Here is a 21,235-nt window from a genome sequence, read left to right as displayed (position 1 = left end):
AGAATATCCCCAAAAGGCCTCACTCCTAGCCGGGGCTGCTCAGGGCGAGATCTTCATTTGATCTCTCTATCCGTCATCCCTCGATCTCTCCATCCGTCATCCCGGCGAGCTCCGGGCTTGACCCGGAGGTCGGCCGGGACCTTGCCGAAACGGTGGACCGGGGTCCCGGCCCGCCCCCGGATCAAGTCCGGGGTCGTCCGGGATGACGGATTTTAACAGTTCGAAGACCCCAAAAAGACCTCCCGCTGAGCAGCCCCGGCCCATGGCCGGGGCGTGTCGAAGGGTCGAAGTGCCGGCCAGGGCGAACCCACGTCCCAGCGAACCTACGCCCCCAACAGCGTGCCCTCGACCGTGCGCGAGTGGCCGCGGAACTCCGCCACTAGGCGGCCGGTCTGGTCGGTCACGATGATGTCGTAGATCCCGTTGCGGCCCACCAGGGCCCGTTCGGTCGCGTGGGCGGTCAGCCGATCGCCGATCGCGGACGGGGCCAGGTAGGTGATGCTGCAGTGCTGGGCCACCGTGCGCTGGTTGCGGGAATTGCAGGCATAGGCGAAGGCGGAATCCGCCAGGGTGAACATGTAGCCGCCATGGGCCGTGCCGTGGCCGTTGGTCATCGCCCCGGTCACCGTCATCGACAGCACCGCCTCCCCCGGCGCCACCCGGTCCAGCGCCATGCCGAGCTCCCGCGATGCGGTGTCGTCGGCCCACAGGGCGGCGGCACAGGCCTCGGCCAGCTCCTGGGCCGACGGGTCGGACCCCGGACTCATCCGCGTCGCCCGGTGAAGACCGGCGCCCGCTTCTCCAGGAAGGCCGAGACCCCCTCGGCATAGTCGGGGCTGCGTCCGGCCTCGCGCTGCAGGTCGCGCTCCAGGTCGAGCTGGACGTCCAGGCTGTTGCCGCCGGCCGCCTGGATCGCCCGCTTGGTCAGGCCGAGGCCGACCGTCGGCCCCTCGGCGAGCTCGGCGGCAAGAGTCCGGGCCTCGTCCATCAGAAGCCCGTCGGCGACCACGCCCCAGATCAGCCCCCACTCCGCCGCGGTCTCGGCCGCCAGCGGCATGCCGGTCAGGGCGAGGCCCTTGGCCCGCGCTTCGCCGACCAGATGCGGCAGGGTCCAGGTCGCGCCGGAATCGGGCACGAGGCCGATCCGGGAGAAGGCCTGGATGAATTTCGCGGAGCGGGCCGCCAGCACGATGTCACAGGCCAGAGCCAGGCTCGCCCCTGCCCCGGCAGCGACGCCGTTCACGGCGCAGACCACCGGCTTGTCGAGCGAGCGCAGCAGGCGGATCAACGGGTTGTAGGTGCGCTCCAGCAGAGCGCCGAGATCGCGGTCGGTGCCGTCCTTCGCCGGGTCTCGGTCCCCGAGATCCTGGCCGGCGCAGAAGGCCCGGCCGGCCCCGGTCAGCAGCACCGCCCGCACCGCCTCGTCCCGCCCGGCCCCCTCCAGGGCGGCATAGAGGGCGGTGTGCATCGCGGCGTTGAACGCGTTGAGCTTTTCCGGACGGTTCAGGGTGATCCGGCACACGCCATCGACCTGCTCGACGAGCACGGTCCCGCCTTCCGTCATGGCCTTCCTCCCTCGGGGCAGTCTTGTTTTCCCGAGATGATGGTCGCTCGCGGGGCCCAGGTGAAGCGGGAAGTTTGGAATCGTTTTAAATTGATGAGCGGTGGCGGCCCTTCGGCCGGGGCGTGTCGAAGGGTCGAAGGGCCGGAGAGCTACTCCTGGACGTTCGGGAAGCCCTCGATCGGACCGAGCCCCTTGGTGTCGCGGGCGACCACCGGCGGGGAGGCCATGTAGACCGCGACCAGGCGTGCGACGGCGACCAGGCTGTCGATATGCACCCGCTCCCAGCCGTGGCTGCCGTCGAGACCGAAGGCGATCAGGGCGGTGCGGATGTCGTTGCCGGCCTCGATCGCCGAGGCGGCGTCGCAGCGGTAGTGCTTGAAGACGTCGCGGCTGTGCTCGATCCCATGGCGCTCGGCCAGATTGATCAGGCCGTGGGACAGGTGATAGTCGAACGGCCCGGTCATATCGCCCATGGCGATGGTGACGCCGTATTCCGACGAGTTCTGCCCCGGCGCCACGGTGGCGTTGTCCACCGACAGCAGCTCGGCCACGTCGCCATGCAGTATCGACGAGGCTCCCGATCCGGTCTCCTCGGAGATCGTGAACAGGAAGTGGCAGTCCACCGGCAGCGGCAGTTCCTCCGCCAGCACGGCCTCCAGGGCGGCCAGCATGGAGGCGACGCCGGCCTTGTCGTCCAGGTGGCGGCTGTTGATGAACCCTGCCGGGGTGACCTCCGGCTGCGGGTCGACCGAGACCATGTCGCCGACATTGAACCGCGCGCCCACCAGGTCGCCATAGGACGACACCCGCTCGTCCAGCCGGATCTCCAGGTTGTCCCACTCGGAAGGCTGGGTGTCGATCTGGGTGTCGAAGGTATGTCCGGAGGCCTTCAGCGGAAGGATGGTTCCGCGGCGCGGGCCGACATCGGTGAACACGGTCACCCGCGCGCCCTCGGCGAAGCGGGCGGCCCAGGTGCCGACCGGACGGACGGACAGCCGGCCGTTCTCCTTCAGGGCGGTGACCTGGGCCCCCAGCGTGTCCAGGTGCGAGACAACGGCCCGGTCGGGGCTGTACACGTCGCCGCGCAGGTTGACCCGGATGGCGCCGCGCCGGGTGATCTCGTAGGCGACGCCGAGCCCCGTCAGGTGTTCGCAGACATGATGCACGATGCTGTCGGTATAGCCGGTCGGGCTGGGGATGTTCTGCAGCTCCAGCAGCAGCTCGATGATCCGCTCGCCGTCGATCCGCCGCATGACGCGGGAGATCGGGTCGCGGGTGTCGATGGGGCGGAGATGGCCGTGGTCAGCCGGTGGCATTTCGGGGTTCCTTCATCTCAAGAAAACGGTCCGTCGTCTGCGGGAACAGCAGGTCGACGAAGGCTTCCGCCGTGGGCTGCGGTTCGTGGTTCGCCAGGCCCGGGCGCTCGTTCGCTTCGATGATCACATACTCATCGCCGGCGACGTCGGGCACAAGGAAGTCGAACCCGACCACGGGGATGTCGAGGATCCGCGCCCCCTCCTCCGCCACCTCGCGCAGGTGCGGATGGAGCTGGTCGGTCACGTCGTGGATCGTGCCGCCGGTATGCAGGTTGGCGGTCTTGCGCACCGCCAGGGTCTGGCCCTTGGGCAGGATCATGTCGAAGTCGTAGCCCGCGGACTTCACGCAGCGCTCGGTCTCACTGTCCACCGGGATGCGGCTCTCGCCACCGGTGGCCGAGGCGCGGCGTCGGCTCTGCCGGTCGATCAGGCTGCGCACGTCGCTCACGCCGTCGCCGATCACCGTTGCGGGCACGCGGACGGCGGCGGCGATGACCTTGTAGCCGATGACGATGATGCGCAGGTCCGCCCCTTCGCAGAACTCCTCCAGCAGCACCCGGTCGCTGACGACCTCGGCCGCCTCGATCGCCCGGACCATGTCGACCGGGTCGGTGATGTCGACCGAAATGCCCCGCCCCTGCTCGCCGCGCGCGGGCTTCACGACGATGCGGCCGTACTTGTGCAGGAAGGCGCGGGCGTCGCTCTCGTCGTCGACCTCGTGCTGGGCCGGCACCCGCAGCCCGTGGCGAGCCAGCAGCCGGTGGGTCAGCGCCTTGTCGTCGCAGCGGCTCAGCGCCACCGCGCTGGTCAGCTCCGACAGGGATTCCCGGCAGCAAACCCGCCGCCCGCCATGGGACAGGGCGAACAGCCCGCCCTCGGCATCCTCGATCTCCACCGTGACGCCGCGGCGCCGCGCCTCGTTGATCAGGATCCGTGCGTAGGGGTTCAGCTTCGCCTCGGGCATCGGCGCGCTGTAGAGCTTCTCGTTGATCGGGTTCTTGTATTTCAGGCTGAACAACGGGATCCGCTGGAAGCCGAGCTTCTCGTAGAGCTTAATCGCCGGCTCGTTGTCGTGCATGACCGACAGGTCGATATGGGCGAGCCCACGGGTCTGGAAGGTCTCGATCAGGTGGCGCAGCAGCACCTCGCCGATCCCCGGCAGCGGCGCCTGTGGATCGACCGCCAGGCACCACAGGCTGGAGCCGCCCTCGGGATCGTCGTAGACCCGCTCGTGATCGACCCCGGTGATGGTCCCGACCACCTGGTCGGTGGTTTCGTCGACCGCCACCAGATGGACGATCCGGCGCGAGCCGCGGTGCGACAGCAGGAAATCGCGGCCGACCGGCACCATGCCGACCTTGGCGTAGATCCGGTTCACCGCCTCCGCATCGGCGCTGGAGCGCAGCCGGCGCACATAGACTCCGACCACCCGGTCGGTGCGCGGCCGGTAATGCTCGAACTCCAGGCGGAAGGTGTGGGAGGGATCGAGGAAGAACGCCTCCGGCGCCTGGGCCAGCACCACGTGAGGGTTGTTGACGTTGATGGTGATGTCCCGCTCGTCCGGCGCCTCCTGGCGCATGATCTCGGCGAGTTCCTCCGCGGTCTCGAAGGTGTCGGCGAAGATGAGCCGACCCCAGCCCACATTCACCACGGAGTTCGGCTGTCCCCTCTCCTGAAACGGCCCCTCGCCGGGAAGGCGAGGCCAGCCACGACGCGAACGGCCGCGCGCCCGGGCGCGGCGCTGCTTGAATTCACGCTGTGCGCGGTCCTTCATCCCGATCGATCCTCCGGGTCTTCTACAGTCCGTTGGCCTGCAGCCACGCTTCCAGAAGCGTGACCTGCCACAGCTTGGAGCCGCCCAGCGGGGTGATCTGGTCCTCGGGCTTGTCCAGCAACTGGTCAACGTAGGCCCGGTCGAACAGTTCCCGCTCGCGCGCCTTCCGGCTGTCCATCACGCCGCGCACGTAATCCAGCGTGTCGCCCTGGATGTACTTGAGCGCCGGCACCGGGAAGTAGCCCTTCGGCCGGTCGATCACCTCGGACGGGACGATCTTGCGGGCGGCCTCCTTCAGGATGTGCTTGCCGCCATGGCCGGCCTTCAGCTCCGGCGGCACCTTGGCGGCCAGCTCGACCAGTTCGTGGTCGAGGAACGGCACCCGCGCCTCAAGGCTCCAGGCCATGGTCATGTTGTCGACCCGCTTCACCGGGTCGTCGACCAGCATCACCGTGGTGTCGAGGCGCAGGGCCTTGTCGACGGCGCTGGAGGCACCGGGCTTGTCGAACATCTCCTCGATGAACTGGCCGGCATGGTCGCCATTGCGGTAGCTCGGATGGACCGCCGACAGGAATTCCTCGTGGGTGCGGTCGCGGAACAGGCGGGCGTAGTCGGCCGAGCCCTTCCCCTTCTCCATCAGCGGCGGATACCAGTGATAGCCACCGAACACCTCGTCGGCGCCCTGTCCGGACTGTACGACCTTGACGTTCTTCGACACTTCCTGGGACAGCAGGTAGAAACCGATGCAGTCGTGACTGACCATCGGCTCCGACATGGCGGCGATGCAGCCCGGCAGGCTCGGCAGCAGCCGCTCGCGGCTGTTCACCTCGATCTTGTGGTGACGGGTGCCGAACTTCTCGGCAATGACGTCGGAATAGCGGAACTCGTCGCCCTGCTCGTTGCCGACGGTCTCGAAACCGACGCTGAACGTGTCGAGATTGCCGCCGGTCTGCTCCGCCACCAAAGCGGTGATCATCGAGCTGTCGACGCCGCCGGACAGCAGGACGCCGACCGGGACGTCGGCGACCAGCCGGCGCTGCACGGCCACGCGAAGCGCCTCCAGCACCCGGTCGCGCCACTCGTCCTCGGAGACCCGCAGGTCCTCGTCCGGGGTACCGTAGACCGGCTCCCAGTAGCGGCGCTGGGTCTGCTTGCCGTCGGCCGTGACGGTCATCGTGGTCGCCGGCGGCAGCTTGCGGACGCCCGACACGATCGTGTACGGGGCCGGCACCACGGCGTGGAAGTTCATGTAGTGGTTCAGCGCCACCGGATCGATCGCGGTATCGACCCCGCCGGCCGCCAGCAGCGCCTGCATGTTGGAGGCGAAGCGCAGACCGCCCTTGATGGGCGCCAGGTACAACGGCTTGATGCCCAGCCGGTCGCGCGCCAGGGTCAGGGTCCGGTTGCCGCGATCCCAGACGGCGAAGGCGAACATGCCGTGGAACTTCTCCACGCAGGCCTCGCCCCAGGCGTGGAACGCCTTCAGGATCACCTCGGTGTCGCCGTCGCTGTAGAAGGTATAGCCCTTCGCCTCCAGCTCCGGGCGCAGCTCCTTGTAGTTATAGATCGCGCCGTTGAAGACGATGGTCAGTCCCAGGGACGGGTCGTGCATCGGCTGCTGGGCGCGGTCGGAGAGGTCGATGATCGACAGTCGCCGGTGGGCCAGTCCGATACCGCTTTGAACGTAGGTCCCCTGCGCGTCAGGTCCCCGCGCCGCCATGGCATCGGCCATGGAGGACAGACCATCGAACGTAACAAAGCCTCCGTCGAACTTTAGCTCGCCGGCTAATCCGCACATAAGCGCCTCTCAAATTGTCGCGTTTCGGACAACATGACGCCTGTGAAATATATTTCAAGGGTGGGGTCTTTGGGTAGACGGGTGCTGCGACGATCCTATATCGAAAAGAACCGATAAAATTTTTGCGCGTACCCGACGGCTCCTCACGGCGCCGATTGGCGGAGCGCTAAACATTTGGGGAAGGCATCATGGTCCGCACGAAGATCGCACGTACCCTGGCGTCTCTGGCACTCGGCGCCGGCGCGTTGATCGGTACACAGGTGGTCGCGGCGCAGAGCGCGTCGGCCCAGTCCCTGTCCATCTCCTGCGGCGCGGTCGGCGTCGAGCTGGAACTCTGCAAGGCTGGCGTTGAAGCCTGGTCGAAGGACAAGGGTATCGAGGTGGAGATCGTCTCGACGCCGAATTCCTCCACCGAGCGGCTGGCGTTGTATCAGCAGATCCTCGCCGCTCAGGGCGACGACATCGACATCCTGCAGGTCGACGTGGTCTGGCCCGGCGTGCTCGCCCCCCATCTGGTCAATCTGCGGGACCACAATGCCGATGCCGGCACGGGCCATTTCGAGGCGCTGATCGAGAACAACACGGTCGACGGCAAGCTGCTCGCCCTGCCCTGGTGGACAGACGCGGGCGTGCTCTACTACCGGGCCGACCTGCTGGAGAAGCACGGCTTCGAGCCGCCCACCACCTGGGCGCAGATGACCGAGGCGGCCAAGACGATCATGGAAAAGGAGCGCGCGGCCGGCGATGACGACCTGTGGGGCTATGTCTGGCAGGGCAAATCCTACGAGGGCCTGACCTGCGACGCGCTGGAATGGGTCGACAGCTATGGCGGCGGCGCCATCGTCAATGCCGAGGGTGAGGTCACCATCAACAATCCGAAGGCGGTGGAAGCGCTGGAGATGGCCGCGTCCTGGGTCGGCGACATCACCCCGCAGGGCGTGCTGAACTACGACGAGGAAGCCTCGCGCGGCGTGTTCCAGTCGGGCAACGCGGTGTTCATGCGCAACTGGCCCTATGCCTGGGCGCTGGCGCAGAGCGATGACAGCCCGATCAAGGGCAAGGTCGGCGTGGTCGCCCTGCCCAAGGGAGGCGAGGATGGCGGCCATACCGGCACGCTCGGCGGCTGGAACCTGGCGGTCTCCAAGTATTCGAAGAACCCGGAGCTGGCGGTCGATCTCGCCATGTTCCTGACCAGCCAGGCGCAGCAGAAGCAGCGCGCCATCTCCTCCTCCTACAACCCCACCTATCCCGAGCTGTACGACGACGCTGACGTGCTGGAGGCGAGCCCGTTCTTCGGCACCCTGGAGGAGACCTTCACCAACGCCGTCGCCCGGCCCTCGGCCATCGTCGGCGACAAATACAACCGGGTCTCCTCGCAGTTCTGGTCGGCCGTGCACGGCGTGCTCGCCGGCCAGCAGGAGGCCGGACCGGCGCTCGCCGGGCTGGAGAACAGCCTGAACCGTCTCGGCCGGCGCGGCCGCTGGTAACGGCGGCCCCGGCGGTTCGATGGCAGAAGGACAGGCCTCCTCCCACCAGAAGCGACGGATGCGCACCGCCTGGCTGTTCCTGTCGCCGATGCTGGTCGGGCTCACGGTTGTGGCGATCTGGCCGCTGGCGCGCACGGTCTTCTACGCCTTCACGGACGCCTCGCTCTCCGCCCCCGGTCAGTACAGCTTCCTCGGCTTCGAGAATTTCGCGGTCGAGGATGGCGGTTACTGGTACGGGCTGATCACCGACCCGCTGTGGTGGAACGCGGTCTGGAACACCCTGATCTTCGCCGCCGGGTCCGTCGCCATCGAGGTCGTGCTGGGGGTGATCCTCGCCCTGGTGATGAACGCCGAGTTTGCCGGCCGCGCCCTGTTCCGCGCCGCCGTGCTGATCCCCTGGGCGATCCCCACCGTGGTCTCGGCCAAGATGTGGGCCTGGATGCTGCACGACCAGTTCGGCGTGGTGAACCACACCCTGATGAGCCTCGGCCTGATCGCCTCCCCCATCGCCTGGCTGGCCGACCCGGACCTCACCATGCTGTCGGTCATCCTGGTGGACGCCTGGAAGACCACGCCCTTCGTCGCCCTGCTGGTGTTGGCCGCGCTCCAGATGCTGCCCAAGGACTGCTACGAGGCCGCCCGGGTCGACGGGGTGCATCCGATCAAGGTGTTCTTCGGCATCACCCTGCCGCTGATCCGCCCGGCCCTGACAGTGGCGGTGATCTTCCGCCTGCTCGACGCCCTGCGGGTGTTCGACGTGGTCTACATCATGACCGGCAACGCCGAGTCGACGATGACCATGTCGGTCTATGCTCGCCAGCAGCTCGTGGACTTCCAGGACGTGGGCTACGGCTCCGCCGCCTCCACCCTACTGTTCATGGTGATCGCCTTCATGACCGCGCTGTACCTGACGGCGATGCGGGCCGATGTGATGAAGGAGGAGCGCTGATGACCAGCCGCCGCACCTCCCTTCCAGCCAGGATCGGGTTCTGGCTGCTGGTCGCTGTGCTGCTGGTGATCCTGCTGTTCCCGTTCTACTACGCGCTGATCACCTCGTTTAAGTCGGGCTCGTCCATCTTCGAGGTCGACTACCTGCCGGCTGAGCTGTCCGTCGGCAACTACGCGTCGATCTTCGCCGAGCAGCCGTTCGGCCGGAACATTCTCAACTCGCTGATCGTCTCGGTCGCGGTGGTCGGGATCTCGCTGTTCCTCGGCCTGACCGCCGCCCTGGCGCTCGGCCGGTTCCGGTTCAAGGGCCGGCGGATGATGCTGCTGGCGGTGCTCAGCGTGTCGATGTTCCCGCAGGTCGCGGTGCTGTCCGGCATGTTCGAGCTGATCCGGGTGCTCGGCCTGTTCAACAATCCGGGCGGGCTGATCCTGTCCTACCTGATCTTCACCCTGCCCTTCACCGTCTGGGTGCTGACCAGCTTCATCCGCGACCTGCCGGCGGAGGTGGAGGAGGCCGCGATCATGGACGGCGCCAAGCCCTGGACCCTGCTGACGCGGATCTTCCTGCCGATGATGTGGCCGGCCATGGTCACCACCGGCCTGCTCGCCTTCATCGTCGCCTGGAACGAGTTCCTGTTCGCCCTGACCTTCACGCTGAGCAACGACCAGCGCACCGTGCCGGTCGCCATCGCGTTGATCACCGGTGGCAGCGAGTTCGAGGTGCCCTGGGGCCGGATCATGGCGGCCTCGGTGATCGTCACCGTGCCGCTGATCGCCCTGGTTCTCATCTTCCAGCGCCGCATCGTCTCGGGCCTGACCGCCGGTGCCGTGAAAGGATAACGAATGGCCACCGTCACCCTGCAGAACCTGACCAAGAGCTTCGGCAAGACCGAGGTAATCAAGGGCATCGACCTGGAGATCGAGGACGGCAAGTTCTGCGTCCTGGTCGGCCCGTCCGGTTGCGGGAAGTCCACCCTGCTGCGGATGATCGCGGGGCTGGAGGATATCGACGGCGGGGAGCTGTCCATCGGCGGCGATGTGATGAACGACATCGCGCCCGCCGAGCGTGGCGTCTCCATGGTGTTCCAGAGCTACGCGCTCTATCCGCACATGACGGTCTATCAGAACATGAGTTTCGGCCTGAAGCTGGCCAAGGAGGCGGACGACACGGTGGAGCAGCGGGTGCGCAACGCGGCGGAGATCCTCCAGATCACCGACCTGCTCGACCGCAAGCCCAAGGCTCTGTCCGGCGGCCAGCGCCAGCGCGTCGCCATCGGTCGGGCCATCGTGCGCGACCCCAAGGTCTTCCTGTTCGACGAGCCGCTCTCCAATCTCGACGCCGCCCTGCGGGTGCAGATGCGCCTGGAGATCAGCCGCCTGCACCGGCGGCTCGGCACGACGATGATCCACGTGACCCACGACCAGGTGGAAGCGATGACGCTCGCGGATCAGATCGTGGTGCTGAACCAGGGGGTGGTGGCGCAGGCGGGCAGCCCCCGCGACTTGTACGACCGGCCGGCCAACACCTTCGTTGCCGGGTTCATCGGCTCGCCGGCGATGAACCTGCTGGATGCGCGGGTCGAGGGAGGTGCCGTTGTGCTTGAGGGAACGGACGCGCGACTGGAAGGCGTGGATGGCGTTGATCGGGCGGACGGCCCGGTGACCCTCGGCTTCCGGCCGGAGCATGTGGAGCTGCGCGAGGACGGCCTGCCCTTCGAGGTGGAGGTGGTCGAGGATCTGGGCGACACCTGCGTGCTGCACGGGGTGCTGGCGGGCGGCCCGCAGGCGACGGTGCGGGTACCGGCGGAGACGGCATTGCCCGCACGCGGCGATCGGCTGAGCGTGATGCCGGGCGACGGGCGGTGTCACCTGTTCGACCGGCAGAGCGGGCAGCGGGTGTAGCCCCTCCCCAATTCCCCAATCACACTCCCCGGATTTATTCCGGGGTGAGCGGTAGGGACGGCGCCGGGCCCCAAAGTTTCGCGCTACGGATGTCTCACCCCGGAATAAATCCGGGGAGTGACGAGAGGTGGAGAGCGGGCAGCGGGTTTAGTAACCGCATCAACCTCGCCCGTCTCCCCGGCCTTGCGCCGGGGCCCAGATCGCAGCGCGATGGAGCGCAGGCCCCTTGAGCCGCAGCGGTTCAACCCTGGGTCCCGGCACAGGGCCGGGAAGAGGAAGGAAGTGAGGGAAAAAGCGAGTAGCCCCTTAAGGCTGCGCCGCCCGCTCCAGCACCGCGACGAAGAACCCGTCCGTGCCTTCCCGATGCGGCGCGAGCGTCAGGTAAGGCCCGGTCGCCGGGCATGGCGCCTCGCCGATCGTCTGCGCCCACACGCCCGCCACCGGCAGCACGGAGAACCGGTTGCTGTCGGCGAGGAACCCCTCCACCACGTCCTCGTTCTCGGCCCGCAGCACCGAGCAGGTCACGTAGATCACGCGGCCGCCCGGCTTCACCAGGCTCGCCGCCCGTTCCAGGATCGCGCGCTGGGTCTTGGTGAGTTCCGCCAGGTCCTGCTAGCCGTAGCGCCACTTGGCGTCCGGGTTGCGCCGCCAGGTGCCGGTGCCCGAGCACGGCGCATCGACCAGCACCCGGTCGGCCTTGCCCGCCATGCGCTTCACCGACTTGTCGCCCTCGGCCAGCACCTTGCGCTCGGCATTGTGGATGCCCGCCCGGCGCAGCCGCACCGCCGCCCGGTCGAGCCGTCCCTTGGACACGTCGAACAGCACCATCCGGCCCTTGTTCTCCATCCCCGCCGCCAGCGCCAGCGCCTTGCCCCCGGCCCCGGCGCAGTAGTCGACCACCAGCATCCCCGGCCCGGCCCCGACCAGCAGGGCGGCAAGCTGGGAGCCCTCGTCCTGGACTTCCACCGCACCCGACTTGAACGGCGCCATGGCATCCACCGGCCTCCGCCGGTCCAGCCGCAGCCCGAGCGGCGACAGCGCGGTCGGCACGGCCGGAACCTGCTCGGAGGCCAGCGCGGCGACCACCGCCTCGCGGCTCATCCCGGCCAGCGGGTTCACCCGAAGGTCGAACGGCGCCTCCTGGCCCAGCGCGGCAACGGCCGGGCCGACCTCGGCGCCGAAACGCGCCTCCATATGCGGCCACAGCCAGTTCGGGCATTCCGCGCGCACCGCGTCCGGCATGTCGGCGCTGTCGAGCTCGCCGCCGACGATCTTGCGCAGGGCCTCGCTTTCGGACTTCGCCAGGGTGGCCGGCGCATGGCGCGAGCCGTCGAACATCTCGGCGATGCCGGGCACGTCCTGGCGGTCGTGCAGCACGAGATCGGCCAGCACCCGCCCCCGGGCGTCGCGGCCGATGCCCTTGCCCGCCTTCTTGATCCACCAGTCCAGCCGGGCGCGGCGGCGGAAGACACCCCAGACCCGCGCAGCGATGGCCGACCGATCGCCGCCACCGATATAGCGCCGGTCGCGCACATAGCGGTCGAGCACGCGATCCGCCGGGCGATCGGTGGCGTCGATCGCCTCGAGAATCTCGATTGCCGCCGCAAGGCGGCCCGCGGGTTTCATGACGCTACGCCTTCCGGCCTACATGCCGGGCCGGTAGTTCGGCGCCTCGCGGGTGATGGTGACGTCGTGCACATGGCTCTCGCGCAGGCCGGCGTTGGAGATCCGCAGGAACTTGGCGTTCTGCTGCAGGTCCTTGATCGACGGGCTGCCGGTATAGCCCATGGCGGCGCGCAGGCCGCCGACGAGCTGGTGGACGACGGCGCCGGCCGGGCCCTTGTACGGCACCTGACCCTCGATGCCTTCCGGCACCAGCTTCAGGGTGTCGCTGACCTCCTCCTGGAAGTAGCGGTCAGCCGAGCCGCGGGCCATCGCCCCCATGGAGCCCATGCCGCGATAGGCCTTATAGGAGCGGCCCTGGTACAGGTAGACCTCCCCCGGGCTCTCGTCGGTGCCGGCCAGCAGCGAGCCGATCATGGCGCAGTCGGCGCCGGCGGCCAGCGCCTTCGCCAAGTCGCCCGAATACTTTATGCCGCCATCGGCGATGCAGGGCACGCCGGCCTCGCGGCAGACCTTGGAGGCGTCGACTATGGCGGTGAGCTGCGGCACGCCGACGCCGGCGACCATGCGGGTGGTGCAGATCGAGCCCGGGCCGATGCCGATCTTCACCGCGTCCGCCCCGGCGTCGATCAGGGCCTTGGCCCCCTCGGCGGTGGCGACGTTGCCGGCGATGATCTGGGTGTAGTTGGCCCGCTTGCGGATCTCCTGCACCGCGCCCAGCACGCCTTCGCTGTGGCCGTGGGCGGTATCGATGACGACGATGTCCACCTCGGCATCGATCAGCGCCTCGGCCCGGGCGATGCCCTCATGGCCGACACCGGTCGCCGCAGCCACGCGCAGGCGGCCCTTGTCGTCCTTGGCGGCGTTCGGGTGGTTCTGCGCCTTCTCCATGTCCTTGACGGTGATCAGGCCGATGCATCGCTTGTCGCCGTCGACCACCAGCAGCTTCTCGATGCGATGCTTGTGCAGCAGGGCCCGGGCTTCGGCCGCCTTGACGTCCTCGCCGACGGTGATGACCCGCTTGGTCATCAGCTCCTTGATCGGCTGGCTCTCGTCGGTGGCGAAGCGCACGTCGCGGTGGGTCAGGATGCCGACCAGCTTGCCGGTGCGGGTCTGCACCACCGGCACGCCGTTGATGCCGTGCCGCTTCATCAGGTCCAGCGCTTCGGCCAGGGTGGCCTCGGGATGGATGGTCACCGGGTTGATGACCATGCCCGCCTCGAACTTCTTCACCGCCCGGACCTCGTTGGCCTGGGCCTCGATGCCGAGGTTCTTGTGGACCACGCCGATGCCGCCGGCCTGGGCCATGGCGATGGCGAGGCGGGACTCGGTCACCGTATCCATCGCGCTGGAGAGCAGCGGGATGCCGAGTTCGATACTGCGGGTGACGTGGGTTCTGGTGTCGACCTTGGCCGGCAGGACATTGGAGCGGGCGGGTTCGAGGAGAACGTCGTCGAAAGTCAGCGCGTCACGGATGTCCATGGTGCCTCCGGTGGGTCGGTGGCGGCGCAATATACACTTAGACAGTCACATGCCAAGCGGCATAATCCGAACGGCTCTCATGTCGCAGGCGCTCCTGCTTTACCCGTGCTTCACCCCTCCTCTTCGGGCTCCGCTTCGTCCAGCGCAGCGGTCTGCGGACGGCCGCGGAAGCCGGTGGCGATGACATAGGTCTCGGCCGACTCGGACCGGCTCGCCGGCGGCTTGAAGTGGCGCACTGTCCGGAACGCTTGGCGCAGCGGATTGAGCAGGTCGCGCTCGCTGCCGCCCAGGAACACCTTGGCGACGAACACCCCGTCGGGGGCGAGAACCTCGAAGGCGAAGTCCAGCGCCAGCTCGGCCAGCATGACGATGCGGATATGGTCGGTCTTCTTGTGCCCCGTGGACGAGGCCGCCATGTCGGACAGCACGACATCCACCGGACCGCCCAGCGTCGCCTTCAGCAGGTCGGGTGCCGACGCCTCGGTGAAGTCGGCCAGCAGAAGCTCGGCTCCGGGGATCGGGTCCAGCGGCAGGATGTCGAGGCCGACCACCTGGCCTTTGTCCGGGGCACCGACCCGCTGCACCGCGATCTGGGTCCAGCCGCCGGGCGCACACCCCAGGTCGACCACCCGCTGGCCCTTCTTCAGCAGCTTGAAGCGGTCATCGATCTCGATCAGCTTGAAGGCCGCGCGCGAGCGGTAGCCCAGGCGCTTGGACTCCGCGACGTAAGGATCGTTGAGCTGGCGCTGCAGCCAGCGCTGGGACGAGGCCGTGCGCCCGCGGGCGGTGCGCAGCTTGACCGTGGTCTGCCGGCTGCCGGATCCCCGGCGCCCGCTGCCTGAGCCTTTCGATGCCATGCGCCGTCGCCGCTCCCTGCAAGCCTGCGGGGATCAGGACGCCCCCGCGATCAGTCCGAACAGGATGCCCTCGCGCACCCCCCGGTCGGCAACCCTCATCCGCATCACCGGCCATTGCCGGCAGATCGCCTCCAGGATCGCGCATCCCGCCACCACCAGATCGGCGCGCTCGCGGCCGATGCAGGGATGGGCCGCCCGGCCCTCGAAGCTCTAATCCGCCAGCCGTCGGCCGATGGCGAGGGTGTCTGCCACATCCAGGAACAGCCCGTCCACCCGGTCGCGCACGTAGCGCGGCAGGTTCAGGTGCACCCCGGCGAGCGTGGTGACCGTGCCGGAGGTGCCGACCACCTGCACCCGTCCCGCCTCGACCTCGGCGGCGATGGCATGCTCGCGCTCATAGGCGCGAAGCCACACCGACACGTCCTCGATCATCCGCTCATAGACGCCGGGACCGTAGCGATCGCCGCCATAGGTCTCCGCCAGGGTGACGACACCGATGGGGATCGAGGTGACCGCCGCCTTCTCGCCATTGAGCTTTCCCGGGCCGAAGCCGCCGCGCGACCAGGCGAGCTCGGTCGACCCGCCGCCGATATCGAAGACCAGGGCGCCGGGCACGTTGGGGTCGAGCAGCGGCGCGCAGCCGGCGAGCGCCAGCCCGGCCTCCTCCGAGGACGAGATCACCTCCAGGGAAATGCCGGTCTCCTGCGCCACCCGGGCCAGGAATTCCGGTCCGTTGCGCGCCCGCCGGCAGGCCTCGGTCGCGACCGCCCGGAACCGGGTCACCCGGCGGCGGCGGATCTTCGAGCCGCAGATCCGCAGGGCGTCCAGGGTGCGCTCAATGGCGGCGTCGGCGAGCTGTCCGGAGGCGCCCACCCCCTCGCCCAGCCGCACGATGCGCGAGAACGCGTCGATCACCCGGAATCCGCCTTGCTCCGCCGGTCGGGCGACCAGCAGGCGGCAGTTATTGGTGCCGAGGTCGAGGGCGGCGAGAATATCGCTGCCTCTGGCCGCGCCGTCTCCGCGCGAGCTGTGCCGGCGCGTGGCCGGCCTGGTGGCGCCGTCGCCGATCCCGTCCCGAATGGCAGACCCCGCCGCCCGGTCGTTCTCCGACCGATGCGACGCTTCCTGCGGGCGGGAACGGCCGGCACGATGCGTACCGGACTCCATTCCCCTGACGTCCTTCCCTGTCCTGTGCACCGGTGTTGTTTGTGTCCCCGGCGCTTTCTTCTCGACCAGTCTAGCGGTTTGGACACGGTGCCACCAGCTTTACGGCATCCACCCCCAGGCTGGGTCGGACGGGTCGGGTTCCGAGGGTCGCCGGCGGGCTGAATCACCGGACCTGTCGGGTCAGGCGGACGGCCCCGACCGAGAGGCGGAAAACCGCGGAAACCCGGGCTGCCAAAAACAGTGCTTCAAGGGTTTGCATCCTGGCACCGGGCTGTGTTAGAAGCCCGGCTCACCGCGAGGGAGCGCCCGGGTCCACGGACACAGGCCCTCCCGGTCCTGCTGGGGGATCGTCTAGCGGTAGGACTACGGACTCTGACTCCGTCAACCCTGGTTCGAATCCAGGTCCCCCAGCCACTTCCTTTTCTTCGAAATATTCCAAGCACTTGCTGGATGTACCGGTACAGGCGAGTGGTACATTTCTCTGGCGCGGCGCGAAAAAGCAGGATGCACCCGCTATTGGGCACGCCCCGCTTCCGATCTCACCGAGGCTCAGCCGCCCCTAGTCCACCCATACGGACCCTTGGGCCGACTGAAGTCTTCTAAGGCTATCTCGCTCAGCGCCCTGGCCCGGTCAGCCCTGGCAGTAGCCTGCTGGTCAAGCGTCAAATCGCTGATCAACTCACCGAACTCCGCCACCGTGTAGAGGTCGAGGTCGGGATACTCCCCGGTCGTCGCTGATGTCATTTCTCCCTCCCGTACATCGGGTTCTTGCCAAACCGATAGGGCCAGAGCGCACACCGCTTCACCGGGCAGAGTGCGACTTCCTTGGGCTGCCCGCCAGTGCAGTCCATGCAGTTGCGGCGGATCGCCTGGAGCACCCCGGCGCCCTTAGGGAACGCCCCAACCAGCGTGGCGGTGTGAACGAGGTTTGCGTCAATCGACGCACGGGCTTCAGATCGCGTCACCTTAGTCAATTCCGTGCCTCCATTCGGGGGTTTTGGGAGCACGCGCACATAGCCCGGTGCCTCCCTACCTGGGGGCCAGCGAGCCGCTGCGGGTGCCAATATGCGGAGGGTCTCTCCGAGGGCGTCCGGAAATTGACCAAAGGCGCGACGGCGGGGCGCTGCGGGTGCGTCCCTGAAGGTTCAGCGCTACAAAAACAGGGATGGAGAATTGCGGGCCGGTTTTCGCAGATCGCTCTCTGGCAACGGCGGTGGGGAGAGGCGCGATCGCTGGTGCCGTCTTCAACCCGCCGCCGTTTTGGCCCCTTCGAGAGTGTCCAACAAACGGTAGTCAAATACCGCTGTTGATCGTCCTTCTGTGCGCCGGTGGGCCTCGTTTCATCTGCGAGAACCGATTAACGGACACTTTCGAAGAAACTTCAGGATCGAGAGAAAACACATATAGGTACACATAAGGTCTACTATGGGTACCCCATGGTCCTCCTCTAGGTATCGTCTGGTATACGCCCGGGGATTGTTCTGATGCGTGTTGTCGAAGTCGTTTTCTTCTTCATCGATCAGCAGCCGCTGTTGAAACCCCCTCCCCAACGAAGAATGCCGACTGCGCAAAGAGCGGGATCGGAGATCTAGCGCCTACCAATCAAGTCTAGCAAGCCAGACATCCGGCCTACGATGTTTGTAGGTGCGCTCATAATGTTCATAGTCAGACAGAAGCTCGACAATATCCAGATCATCGACCCCGAGTGTTGCCAGTTCTGATCGGAGTTCGTCGGCGGACGGGCGAAATCCCTCGTTGTTCCAGCGATCGATCAACTCATCGCCGCGCAGCCTAGAGCGGCCGCCTTCATCTTCACGTGCGCGGATCTTGTTGATGATTGCATTGGAGTAGTCGATTGCTACCCACTTCGAGTCGGCCTGCAGAACTCGCGCAATCGCATCGGCGGGAAGCCCAATCTCACCTAGGGATCTCTCGATGTCACGTCGGGCGTCTTCGATGACACGTGGGGGTATACCATCATGCCGACCGACGCCCGACAGTGCGTTGATTATGATGGCAGAGAATGTCTCAGCCAGCACATGAACCTGTTGTAGCGTCGCCTGAGCTTCGGACACCACCTGCTCAGCTTCACGAATGGTAGCCCTTAACTGGTTAGGAGAAACTTCGAGAGATTGAAACCGATCAAGAAACGCAACGAGAGCACAGAAGGAACCGGCAACCAGCGCCACAACACCACGACCAGCCGCGCTCCAGTCACCTCCTTCAAGGATAACGAACAGCGCTGCCCCAAATAGCGATAGCGACATAGCGCCGAAAGCTAGTTGTCGTATCGTCGAGATCGTGACCACGAAGCACCTCACACGCCCACCACGGCCGATCGGAAATCTAGTTGTATGCTCTTACCGTCTCCATAAGCCGATCCGCATGTTGGAAGATGTCCTCCAGCGACGATATCTCTATCCGGGTCTCTTCCTTGTCCTTGAACACTCCAAGGTGCTTCTTGGATTTGGAGTTGAAGTGCAGTCGGCAGATGGGCTTGCGGTTGTTGTCGTCCAGCAGGATGCCGCAGTAGCTCTTCTGATCTCGGATGTAGATACGGGAGACATCAACTTCGGTTCGGAGAATGGCGCGAACGATCTGAAACGCCTCCAGTTCCTCTTCGGTGGTGTCGATACCATCCTCATCTTTCGGCTCTTCAGCAGCCTCATCGACCTCCGAGTACTCTCCATTCCCAGCCTTAAGAGCGTTCGACAGACGCTTGTTCACCTCAGCACGGATGGTGGCCTTCATGGCCTGCTGAACTAGCTGCCCAAACCACTCTCGGACCTGCGCCGTCAGTCGCCGGCCTTCATAGACTCTCCGGGCCATGATCTCGATGAACTCATCCGAAGGCGCCTCGATCTCCTTCTGGATCTGAGCTTCGATCATGCCTCGGTACTTGAGGTCAGTGGCGCTGTTCAGCACGACCTCAATCGAGAATACCTCCTTTCGGAAGCGCTCCAGTTCCTTGGTACTGGATTGAATGTAGTCGCCCATGTCGAAACGGAAGAATGGCTCTTTGTCCATTGTATTGTTCTTATCGAGGTCGGAGTAGAACCAGTACTCGACGCCATTGGTGAGGATTCCGATCCGGGCGTCTGTTACCGAGAAATACCGATAGAGCTGTGACGCCCCGGCGGAAGATAGATCTGCGCCATAGGTCTTACATTCGATCAGCATCGTGAGCTGACCATCGATCATAATTGCGTAATCGACTTTCTCACCCTTTTTGATCCCGTGGTCTGCGGTAAATTCCGGAATGACGGCCGTTGGGTCGAAGATGTCGTAGCCGAGCGCCTGCAGGAACGGCATGACCAGCGCGGTCTTTGTCGCCTCTTCGGTTTGGAGCTTTCCCTCCAGGCTCTTCGAGCGCCCCGCAAGAGCATCGATTTGATCGGCAAAGCTTGTCATTTGTCCCCCCTCAGCGCACCGCAGGGAACAGCCCTGCGTTGTCTTTGGCGCTGATCGTACACCACCGCGAGGCATTTACATCAATAGCCAAGTGGTTTCGGGGATTGTGTGAAATCCCACACTGCATGCAGCCAACGCGACTACAGAACAGGGGTCGAGAGAAAGGACGGGACATCTAACGCGCCAGACAAAGAGATCCGCAGATGGAGTTCCCCAACAATGTCGACTAAGGCCAACTGTCATCTCAGTCGCTCTTCGGGGTTGATCACGTAAGTTCAAACCTCCACGTCAGCAGCAAGGTTCAGCTATGTGGAGGCCCTTATGCATCCGGCACTCTTGGCGATGATCGTAGTATCTGTCCTTTCGCTGGCCATTGATGTTTTCCTTTGGCGAGCAGGCGGAAGACGGAAGCCGTAGTTCTGTTTCTGATATCGTTGTTGAGTGCGCCCGTACGCCTCTTCATCTGAGCCCTGGCCCGACCCATGGCGACATGGCGAAGCGATGCTCTCGATAGAGTATAGGCATCCGAGACATTCACCATGAGACACCTCACGCGTCTCTTTAGGGTTGATCTGAAATATATGAGACATCATTGTCTAGGCTCTAGAGGCTAACGAGACAGTGGAGCAGATCGATGAAGGTCGGGTACGCACGCGTCAGTACAATTGATCAGGAGCTAGGCGGACAGGTCGACGCCCTCACAGCCGCCGGATGCGAACGGGTGTTCAGCGAGAAGGTCAGCGGCACCTCGACAGCCGGCAGAGACAAGCTGCAGGAGGCGATGGACTTCGTCCGTAAGGGCGACGCACTCGTGGTCACGCGCGTCGACCGTCTCGCCCGTTCCATCGGCGACCTTCAGCAGCTTGTCGGCACCCTCAGGGCAAAGAAGGTGGACCTCCTGGCGACCGAGCAGCCGGTCGACACCAGCACCGCCGCAGGCAAGTGCTTCCTCGACATGCTCGGCGTGTTCGCTGAGTTCGAGACCAACCTGCGGCGGGAGCGACAGACTGAGGGCATTGAGCGAGCCAAGGCCCGTGGTGTCTACAAGGGTCGCAAGCCGTCTATCGATGCAGACCGCGTCAGGGAACTGCATGGCCAAGGGATGGGCGCTACGGCCATCGCGAAGCAGCTCGGGATCGGCCGGGCGTCGGTGTACCGGGTCCTCGCTTAGCGGGGTCCCAAGCGGCTCTCAGGGCTGCCTGAGGGGTACGGGGGAAACCGCATCGCCGCCGACGACGATCCCCAACCTCGCAACTCCGAGCAATTTTCGTCTTGTCTCAATCTCTGACGGTATCCCACCTTCGGGGTCCCAAAGCGGACCTAGGAGAACGACATGGACGCCATGATCGCGGTGGTGGTCACCACCTTCATCCTCCCCCTGGTGCTCGGGCTGTTCTTCATGTCGCGAGGCTATAAGGTCTGGGGGTCGATCCTGCTGCTGGTGGCCATCCTGTGTGCCCCGGTAGGCCTGGTTTCCTGAGCCCCGTCAATTAATGGACACTTTCGAAGAAACAAAGGTCTGAGAAAAGATACACTATAGGGGTACTAGAGGTCCTCCTTAGGTGCTCCTAGTGGTCCCCTATAGTGTACGTCTAGAGAGGTCACAGCTGCTCTCTGGGTGACTGCGTTGTAGTTCGTAGCAGTAAGAAACAACCTAGTTTGAGCCCCTTAGCGGATCTGTCCCAAACCTATAGATCCAACTTGCGCAGCCGGTACACGGACACCTTTGCACCTCGGCGCGCCGCCCTCCTACGCAATCAAGACATCCACGTCGGATAGCGTTCAGCGGCCCCTTGCCGCGGGGAAAAGAGTCGGTGAGGGTGCTGGTATGGTCGATGTTCTTCTGCAGCGCCGAGCGGGCAGTCTCCGGGTCAATCTTGGTCACTTTGGCCTCGTATGGGGTTAG

General features: G+C 65.8%; 15 protein-coding genes, 1 tRNA gene and 2 pseudogenes. 7 read left to right on the top strand and 11 right to left on the bottom strand.

Going from position 1 to position 21,235, the window contains the following annotated elements; translation table 11 throughout:
- Positions 1–323: 323 nt before the first annotated feature.
- The 5 genes from paaI to ACOQOP_RS04740 all read right to left on the bottom strand — a co-directional run bounded on the left by paaI (position 324) and on the right by ACOQOP_RS04740 (position 6,452).
- Positions 324–767 (bottom strand): hydroxyphenylacetyl-CoA thioesterase PaaI, encoded by a 444-nt coding sequence (paaI, locus tag ACOQOP_RS04760; RefSeq protein ID WP_420565175.1) that lies wholly within the window; start codon positions 765–767, stop codon positions 324–326.
- Entirely contained in the window at positions 764–1,564 is an 801-nt protein-coding gene (gene paaG, locus ACOQOP_RS04755) for a 2-(1,2-epoxy-1,2-dihydrophenyl)acetyl-CoA isomerase PaaG (RefSeq protein WP_420565174.1), read from the bottom strand. The genes paaI and paaG overlap by 4 nt, the downstream gene beginning before the upstream one ends.
- 149 nt (positions 1,565–1,713) lie before the next feature.
- Complete coding sequence (locus ACOQOP_RS04750; protein WP_420565173.1) at positions 1,714–2,880, bottom strand: osmoprotectant NAGGN system M42 family peptidase; 1,167 nt, start codon at positions 2,878–2,880, stop codon at positions 1,714–1,716.
- A complete protein-coding gene (gene ngg, locus ACOQOP_RS04745) occupies positions 2,867–4,654 on the bottom strand; it encodes an N-acetylglutaminylglutamine synthetase (protein ID WP_420565172.1) in 1,788 nt (595 codons plus the stop codon). Before ngg ends, ACOQOP_RS04750 begins: the two co-directional genes overlap by 14 nt.
- 22 nt (positions 4,655–4,676) lie before the next feature.
- Positions 4,677–6,452, bottom strand: a complete 1,776-nt coding sequence (locus ACOQOP_RS04740) for an N-acetylglutaminylglutamine amidotransferase (protein ID WP_420565171.1) — start codon at positions 6,450–6,452, stop codon at positions 4,677–4,679.
- A 188-nt stretch (positions 6,453–6,640) separates the two neighbouring features.
- On the opposite strand from ACOQOP_RS04740, the gene ACOQOP_RS04735 reads away from it, so the two are divergent.
- From ACOQOP_RS04735 to ACOQOP_RS04720, 4 genes are read left to right on the top strand one after another with little or no spacing between them, the layout of a single operon-like run.
- Positions 6,641–7,939: an ABC transporter substrate-binding protein gene (locus ACOQOP_RS04735; protein WP_420565170.1), complete on the top strand. Its 1,299-nt coding sequence runs from the start codon at positions 6,641–6,643 to the stop codon at positions 7,937–7,939.
- Positions 7,940–7,958: 19 nt separating this feature from the next.
- Positions 7,959–8,888, top strand: coding sequence for a carbohydrate ABC transporter permease (locus ACOQOP_RS04730; protein WP_420565169.1), 930 nt, complete (start codon positions 7,959–7,961; stop codon positions 8,886–8,888).
- Positions 8,888–9,727 carry a carbohydrate ABC transporter permease gene (locus ACOQOP_RS04725; protein WP_420565168.1) on the top strand — a complete coding sequence of 280 codons (840 nt, stop codon included), beginning with the start codon at positions 8,888–8,890 and terminating at the stop codon, positions 9,725–9,727. Before ACOQOP_RS04730 ends, ACOQOP_RS04725 begins: the two co-directional genes overlap by 1 nt.
- A gap of 3 nt (positions 9,728–9,730) precedes the next feature.
- Positions 9,731–10,789 carry an ABC transporter ATP-binding protein gene (locus ACOQOP_RS04720; RefSeq protein ID WP_420565167.1) on the top strand — a complete coding sequence of 353 codons (1,059 nt, stop codon included), beginning with the start codon at positions 9,731–9,733 and terminating at the stop codon, positions 10,787–10,789.
- Between the two features lie 306 nt (positions 10,790–11,095).
- On the opposite strand, the pseudogene ACOQOP_RS04715 reads toward ACOQOP_RS04720, so the two are convergent.
- The 4 genes and pseudogenes from ACOQOP_RS04715 to ACOQOP_RS04700 all read right to left on the bottom strand — a co-directional run bounded on the left by ACOQOP_RS04715 (position 11,096) and on the right by ACOQOP_RS04700 (position 15,918).
- Positions 11,096–12,031 (bottom strand): annotated as a pseudogene (locus ACOQOP_RS04715) (RsmB/NOP family class I SAM-dependent RNA methyltransferase).
- 402 nt (positions 12,032–12,433) lie between these two features.
- Positions 12,434–13,894, bottom strand: a complete 1,461-nt coding sequence (guaB, locus tag ACOQOP_RS04710) for an IMP dehydrogenase (RefSeq protein WP_420565166.1) — start codon at positions 13,892–13,894, stop codon at positions 12,434–12,436.
- Between the two features lie 110 nt (positions 13,895–14,004).
- Positions 14,005–14,751 carry an RlmE family RNA methyltransferase gene (locus ACOQOP_RS04705; protein WP_420565165.1) on the bottom strand — a complete coding sequence of 249 codons (747 nt, stop codon included), beginning with the start codon at positions 14,749–14,751 and terminating at the stop codon, positions 14,005–14,007.
- Between the two features lie 33 nt (positions 14,752–14,784).
- A pseudogene (locus ACOQOP_RS04700) lies at positions 14,785–15,918 on the bottom strand (Ppx/GppA phosphatase family protein).
- A 340-nt stretch (positions 15,919–16,258) separates the two neighbouring features.
- On the opposite strand from ACOQOP_RS04700, the gene ACOQOP_RS04695 reads away from it, so the two are divergent.
- Positions 16,259–16,332: transfer RNA gene (locus ACOQOP_RS04695), tRNA-Gln, on the top strand.
- 1,181 nt (positions 16,333–17,513) lie between these two features.
- On the opposite strand, the gene ACOQOP_RS04690 is transcribed toward ACOQOP_RS04695, so the two are convergent.
- The gene (locus tag ACOQOP_RS04690) at positions 17,514–18,227 is read right to left on the bottom strand and encodes a hypothetical protein (protein ID WP_420565164.1); all 714 of its coding nucleotides are present in this window, start codon (positions 18,225–18,227) and stop codon (positions 17,514–17,516) included.
- Between the two features lie 37 nt (positions 18,228–18,264).
- Complete coding sequence (locus tag ACOQOP_RS04685) at positions 18,265–19,329, bottom strand: type I restriction endonuclease (protein WP_420565163.1); 1,065 nt, start codon at positions 19,327–19,329, stop codon at positions 18,265–18,267.
- A gap of 634 nt (positions 19,330–19,963) precedes the next feature.
- On the opposite strand from ACOQOP_RS04685, the gene ACOQOP_RS04680 reads away from it, so the two are divergent.
- Both ACOQOP_RS04680 and ACOQOP_RS04675 read left to right on the top strand, forming a co-directional pair.
- Positions 19,964–20,500 carry a recombinase family protein gene (locus tag ACOQOP_RS04680; RefSeq protein ID WP_420565162.1) on the top strand — a complete coding sequence of 179 codons (537 nt, stop codon included), beginning with the start codon at positions 19,964–19,966 and terminating at the stop codon, positions 20,498–20,500.
- A 162-nt stretch (positions 20,501–20,662) separates the two neighbouring features.
- A complete protein-coding gene (locus ACOQOP_RS04675) occupies positions 20,663–20,809 on the top strand; it encodes a hypothetical protein (RefSeq protein ID WP_420565161.1) in 147 nt (48 codons plus the stop codon).
- The last annotated feature ends 426 nt before the right edge of the window (positions 20,810–21,235 follow it).

Origin of the sequence: Thalassobaculum sp. (assembly GCF_965223715.1) — a bacterium.
GTDB lineage: Bacteria > Pseudomonadota > Alphaproteobacteria > Thalassobaculales > Thalassobaculaceae > Thalassobaculum.
Note: the sequence above shows the minus strand (reverse complement) of the source record. Positions and strands in the feature narration are given on the sequence as shown.

Excerpts from the sequence above, each read along its gene's own strand:
- paaI (WP_420565175.1), bottom strand. The coding sequence starts at position 767 with ATGAGTCCGGGGTCCGACCCGTCGGCCCAGGAGCTGGCCGAGGCCTGT.
- paaG (WP_420565174.1), bottom strand. The coding sequence starts at position 1,564 with ATGACGGAAGGCGGGACCGTGCTCGTCGAGCAGGTCGATGGCGTGTGC.
- ACOQOP_RS04750 (WP_420565173.1), bottom strand. The coding sequence starts at position 2,880 with ATGCCACCGGCTGACCACGGCCATCTCCGCCCCATCGACACCCGCGAC.
- ngg (WP_420565172.1), bottom strand. The coding sequence starts at position 4,654 with ATGAAGGACCGCGCACAGCGTGAATTCAAGCAGCGCCGCGCCCGGGCG.
- ACOQOP_RS04740 (WP_420565171.1), bottom strand. The coding sequence starts at position 6,452 with ATGTGCGGATTAGCCGGCGAGCTAAAGTTCGACGGAGGCTTTGTTACG.
- ACOQOP_RS04735 (WP_420565170.1), top strand. The coding sequence starts at position 6,641 with ATGGTCCGCACGAAGATCGCACGTACCCTGGCGTCTCTGGCACTCGGC.
- ACOQOP_RS04730 (WP_420565169.1), top strand. The coding sequence starts at position 7,959 with ATGGCAGAAGGACAGGCCTCCTCCCACCAGAAGCGACGGATGCGCACC.
- ACOQOP_RS04725 (WP_420565168.1), top strand. The coding sequence starts at position 8,888 with ATGACCAGCCGCCGCACCTCCCTTCCAGCCAGGATCGGGTTCTGGCTG.
- ACOQOP_RS04720 (WP_420565167.1), top strand. The coding sequence starts at position 9,731 with ATGGCCACCGTCACCCTGCAGAACCTGACCAAGAGCTTCGGCAAGACC.
- guaB (WP_420565166.1), bottom strand. The coding sequence starts at position 13,894 with ATGGACATCCGTGACGCGCTGACTTTCGACGACGTTCTCCTCGAACCC.
- ACOQOP_RS04705 (WP_420565165.1), bottom strand. The coding sequence starts at position 14,751 with ATGGCATCGAAAGGCTCAGGCAGCGGGCGCCGGGGATCCGGCAGCCGG.
- ACOQOP_RS04685 (WP_420565163.1), bottom strand. The coding sequence starts at position 19,329 with ATGACAAGCTTTGCCGATCAAATCGATGCTCTTGCGGGGCGCTCGAAG.
- ACOQOP_RS04680 (WP_420565162.1), top strand. The coding sequence starts at position 19,964 with ATGAAGGTCGGGTACGCACGCGTCAGTACAATTGATCAGGAGCTAGGC.
- ACOQOP_RS04675 (WP_420565161.1), top strand. The coding sequence starts at position 20,663 with ATGGACGCCATGATCGCGGTGGTGGTCACCACCTTCATCCTCCCCCTG.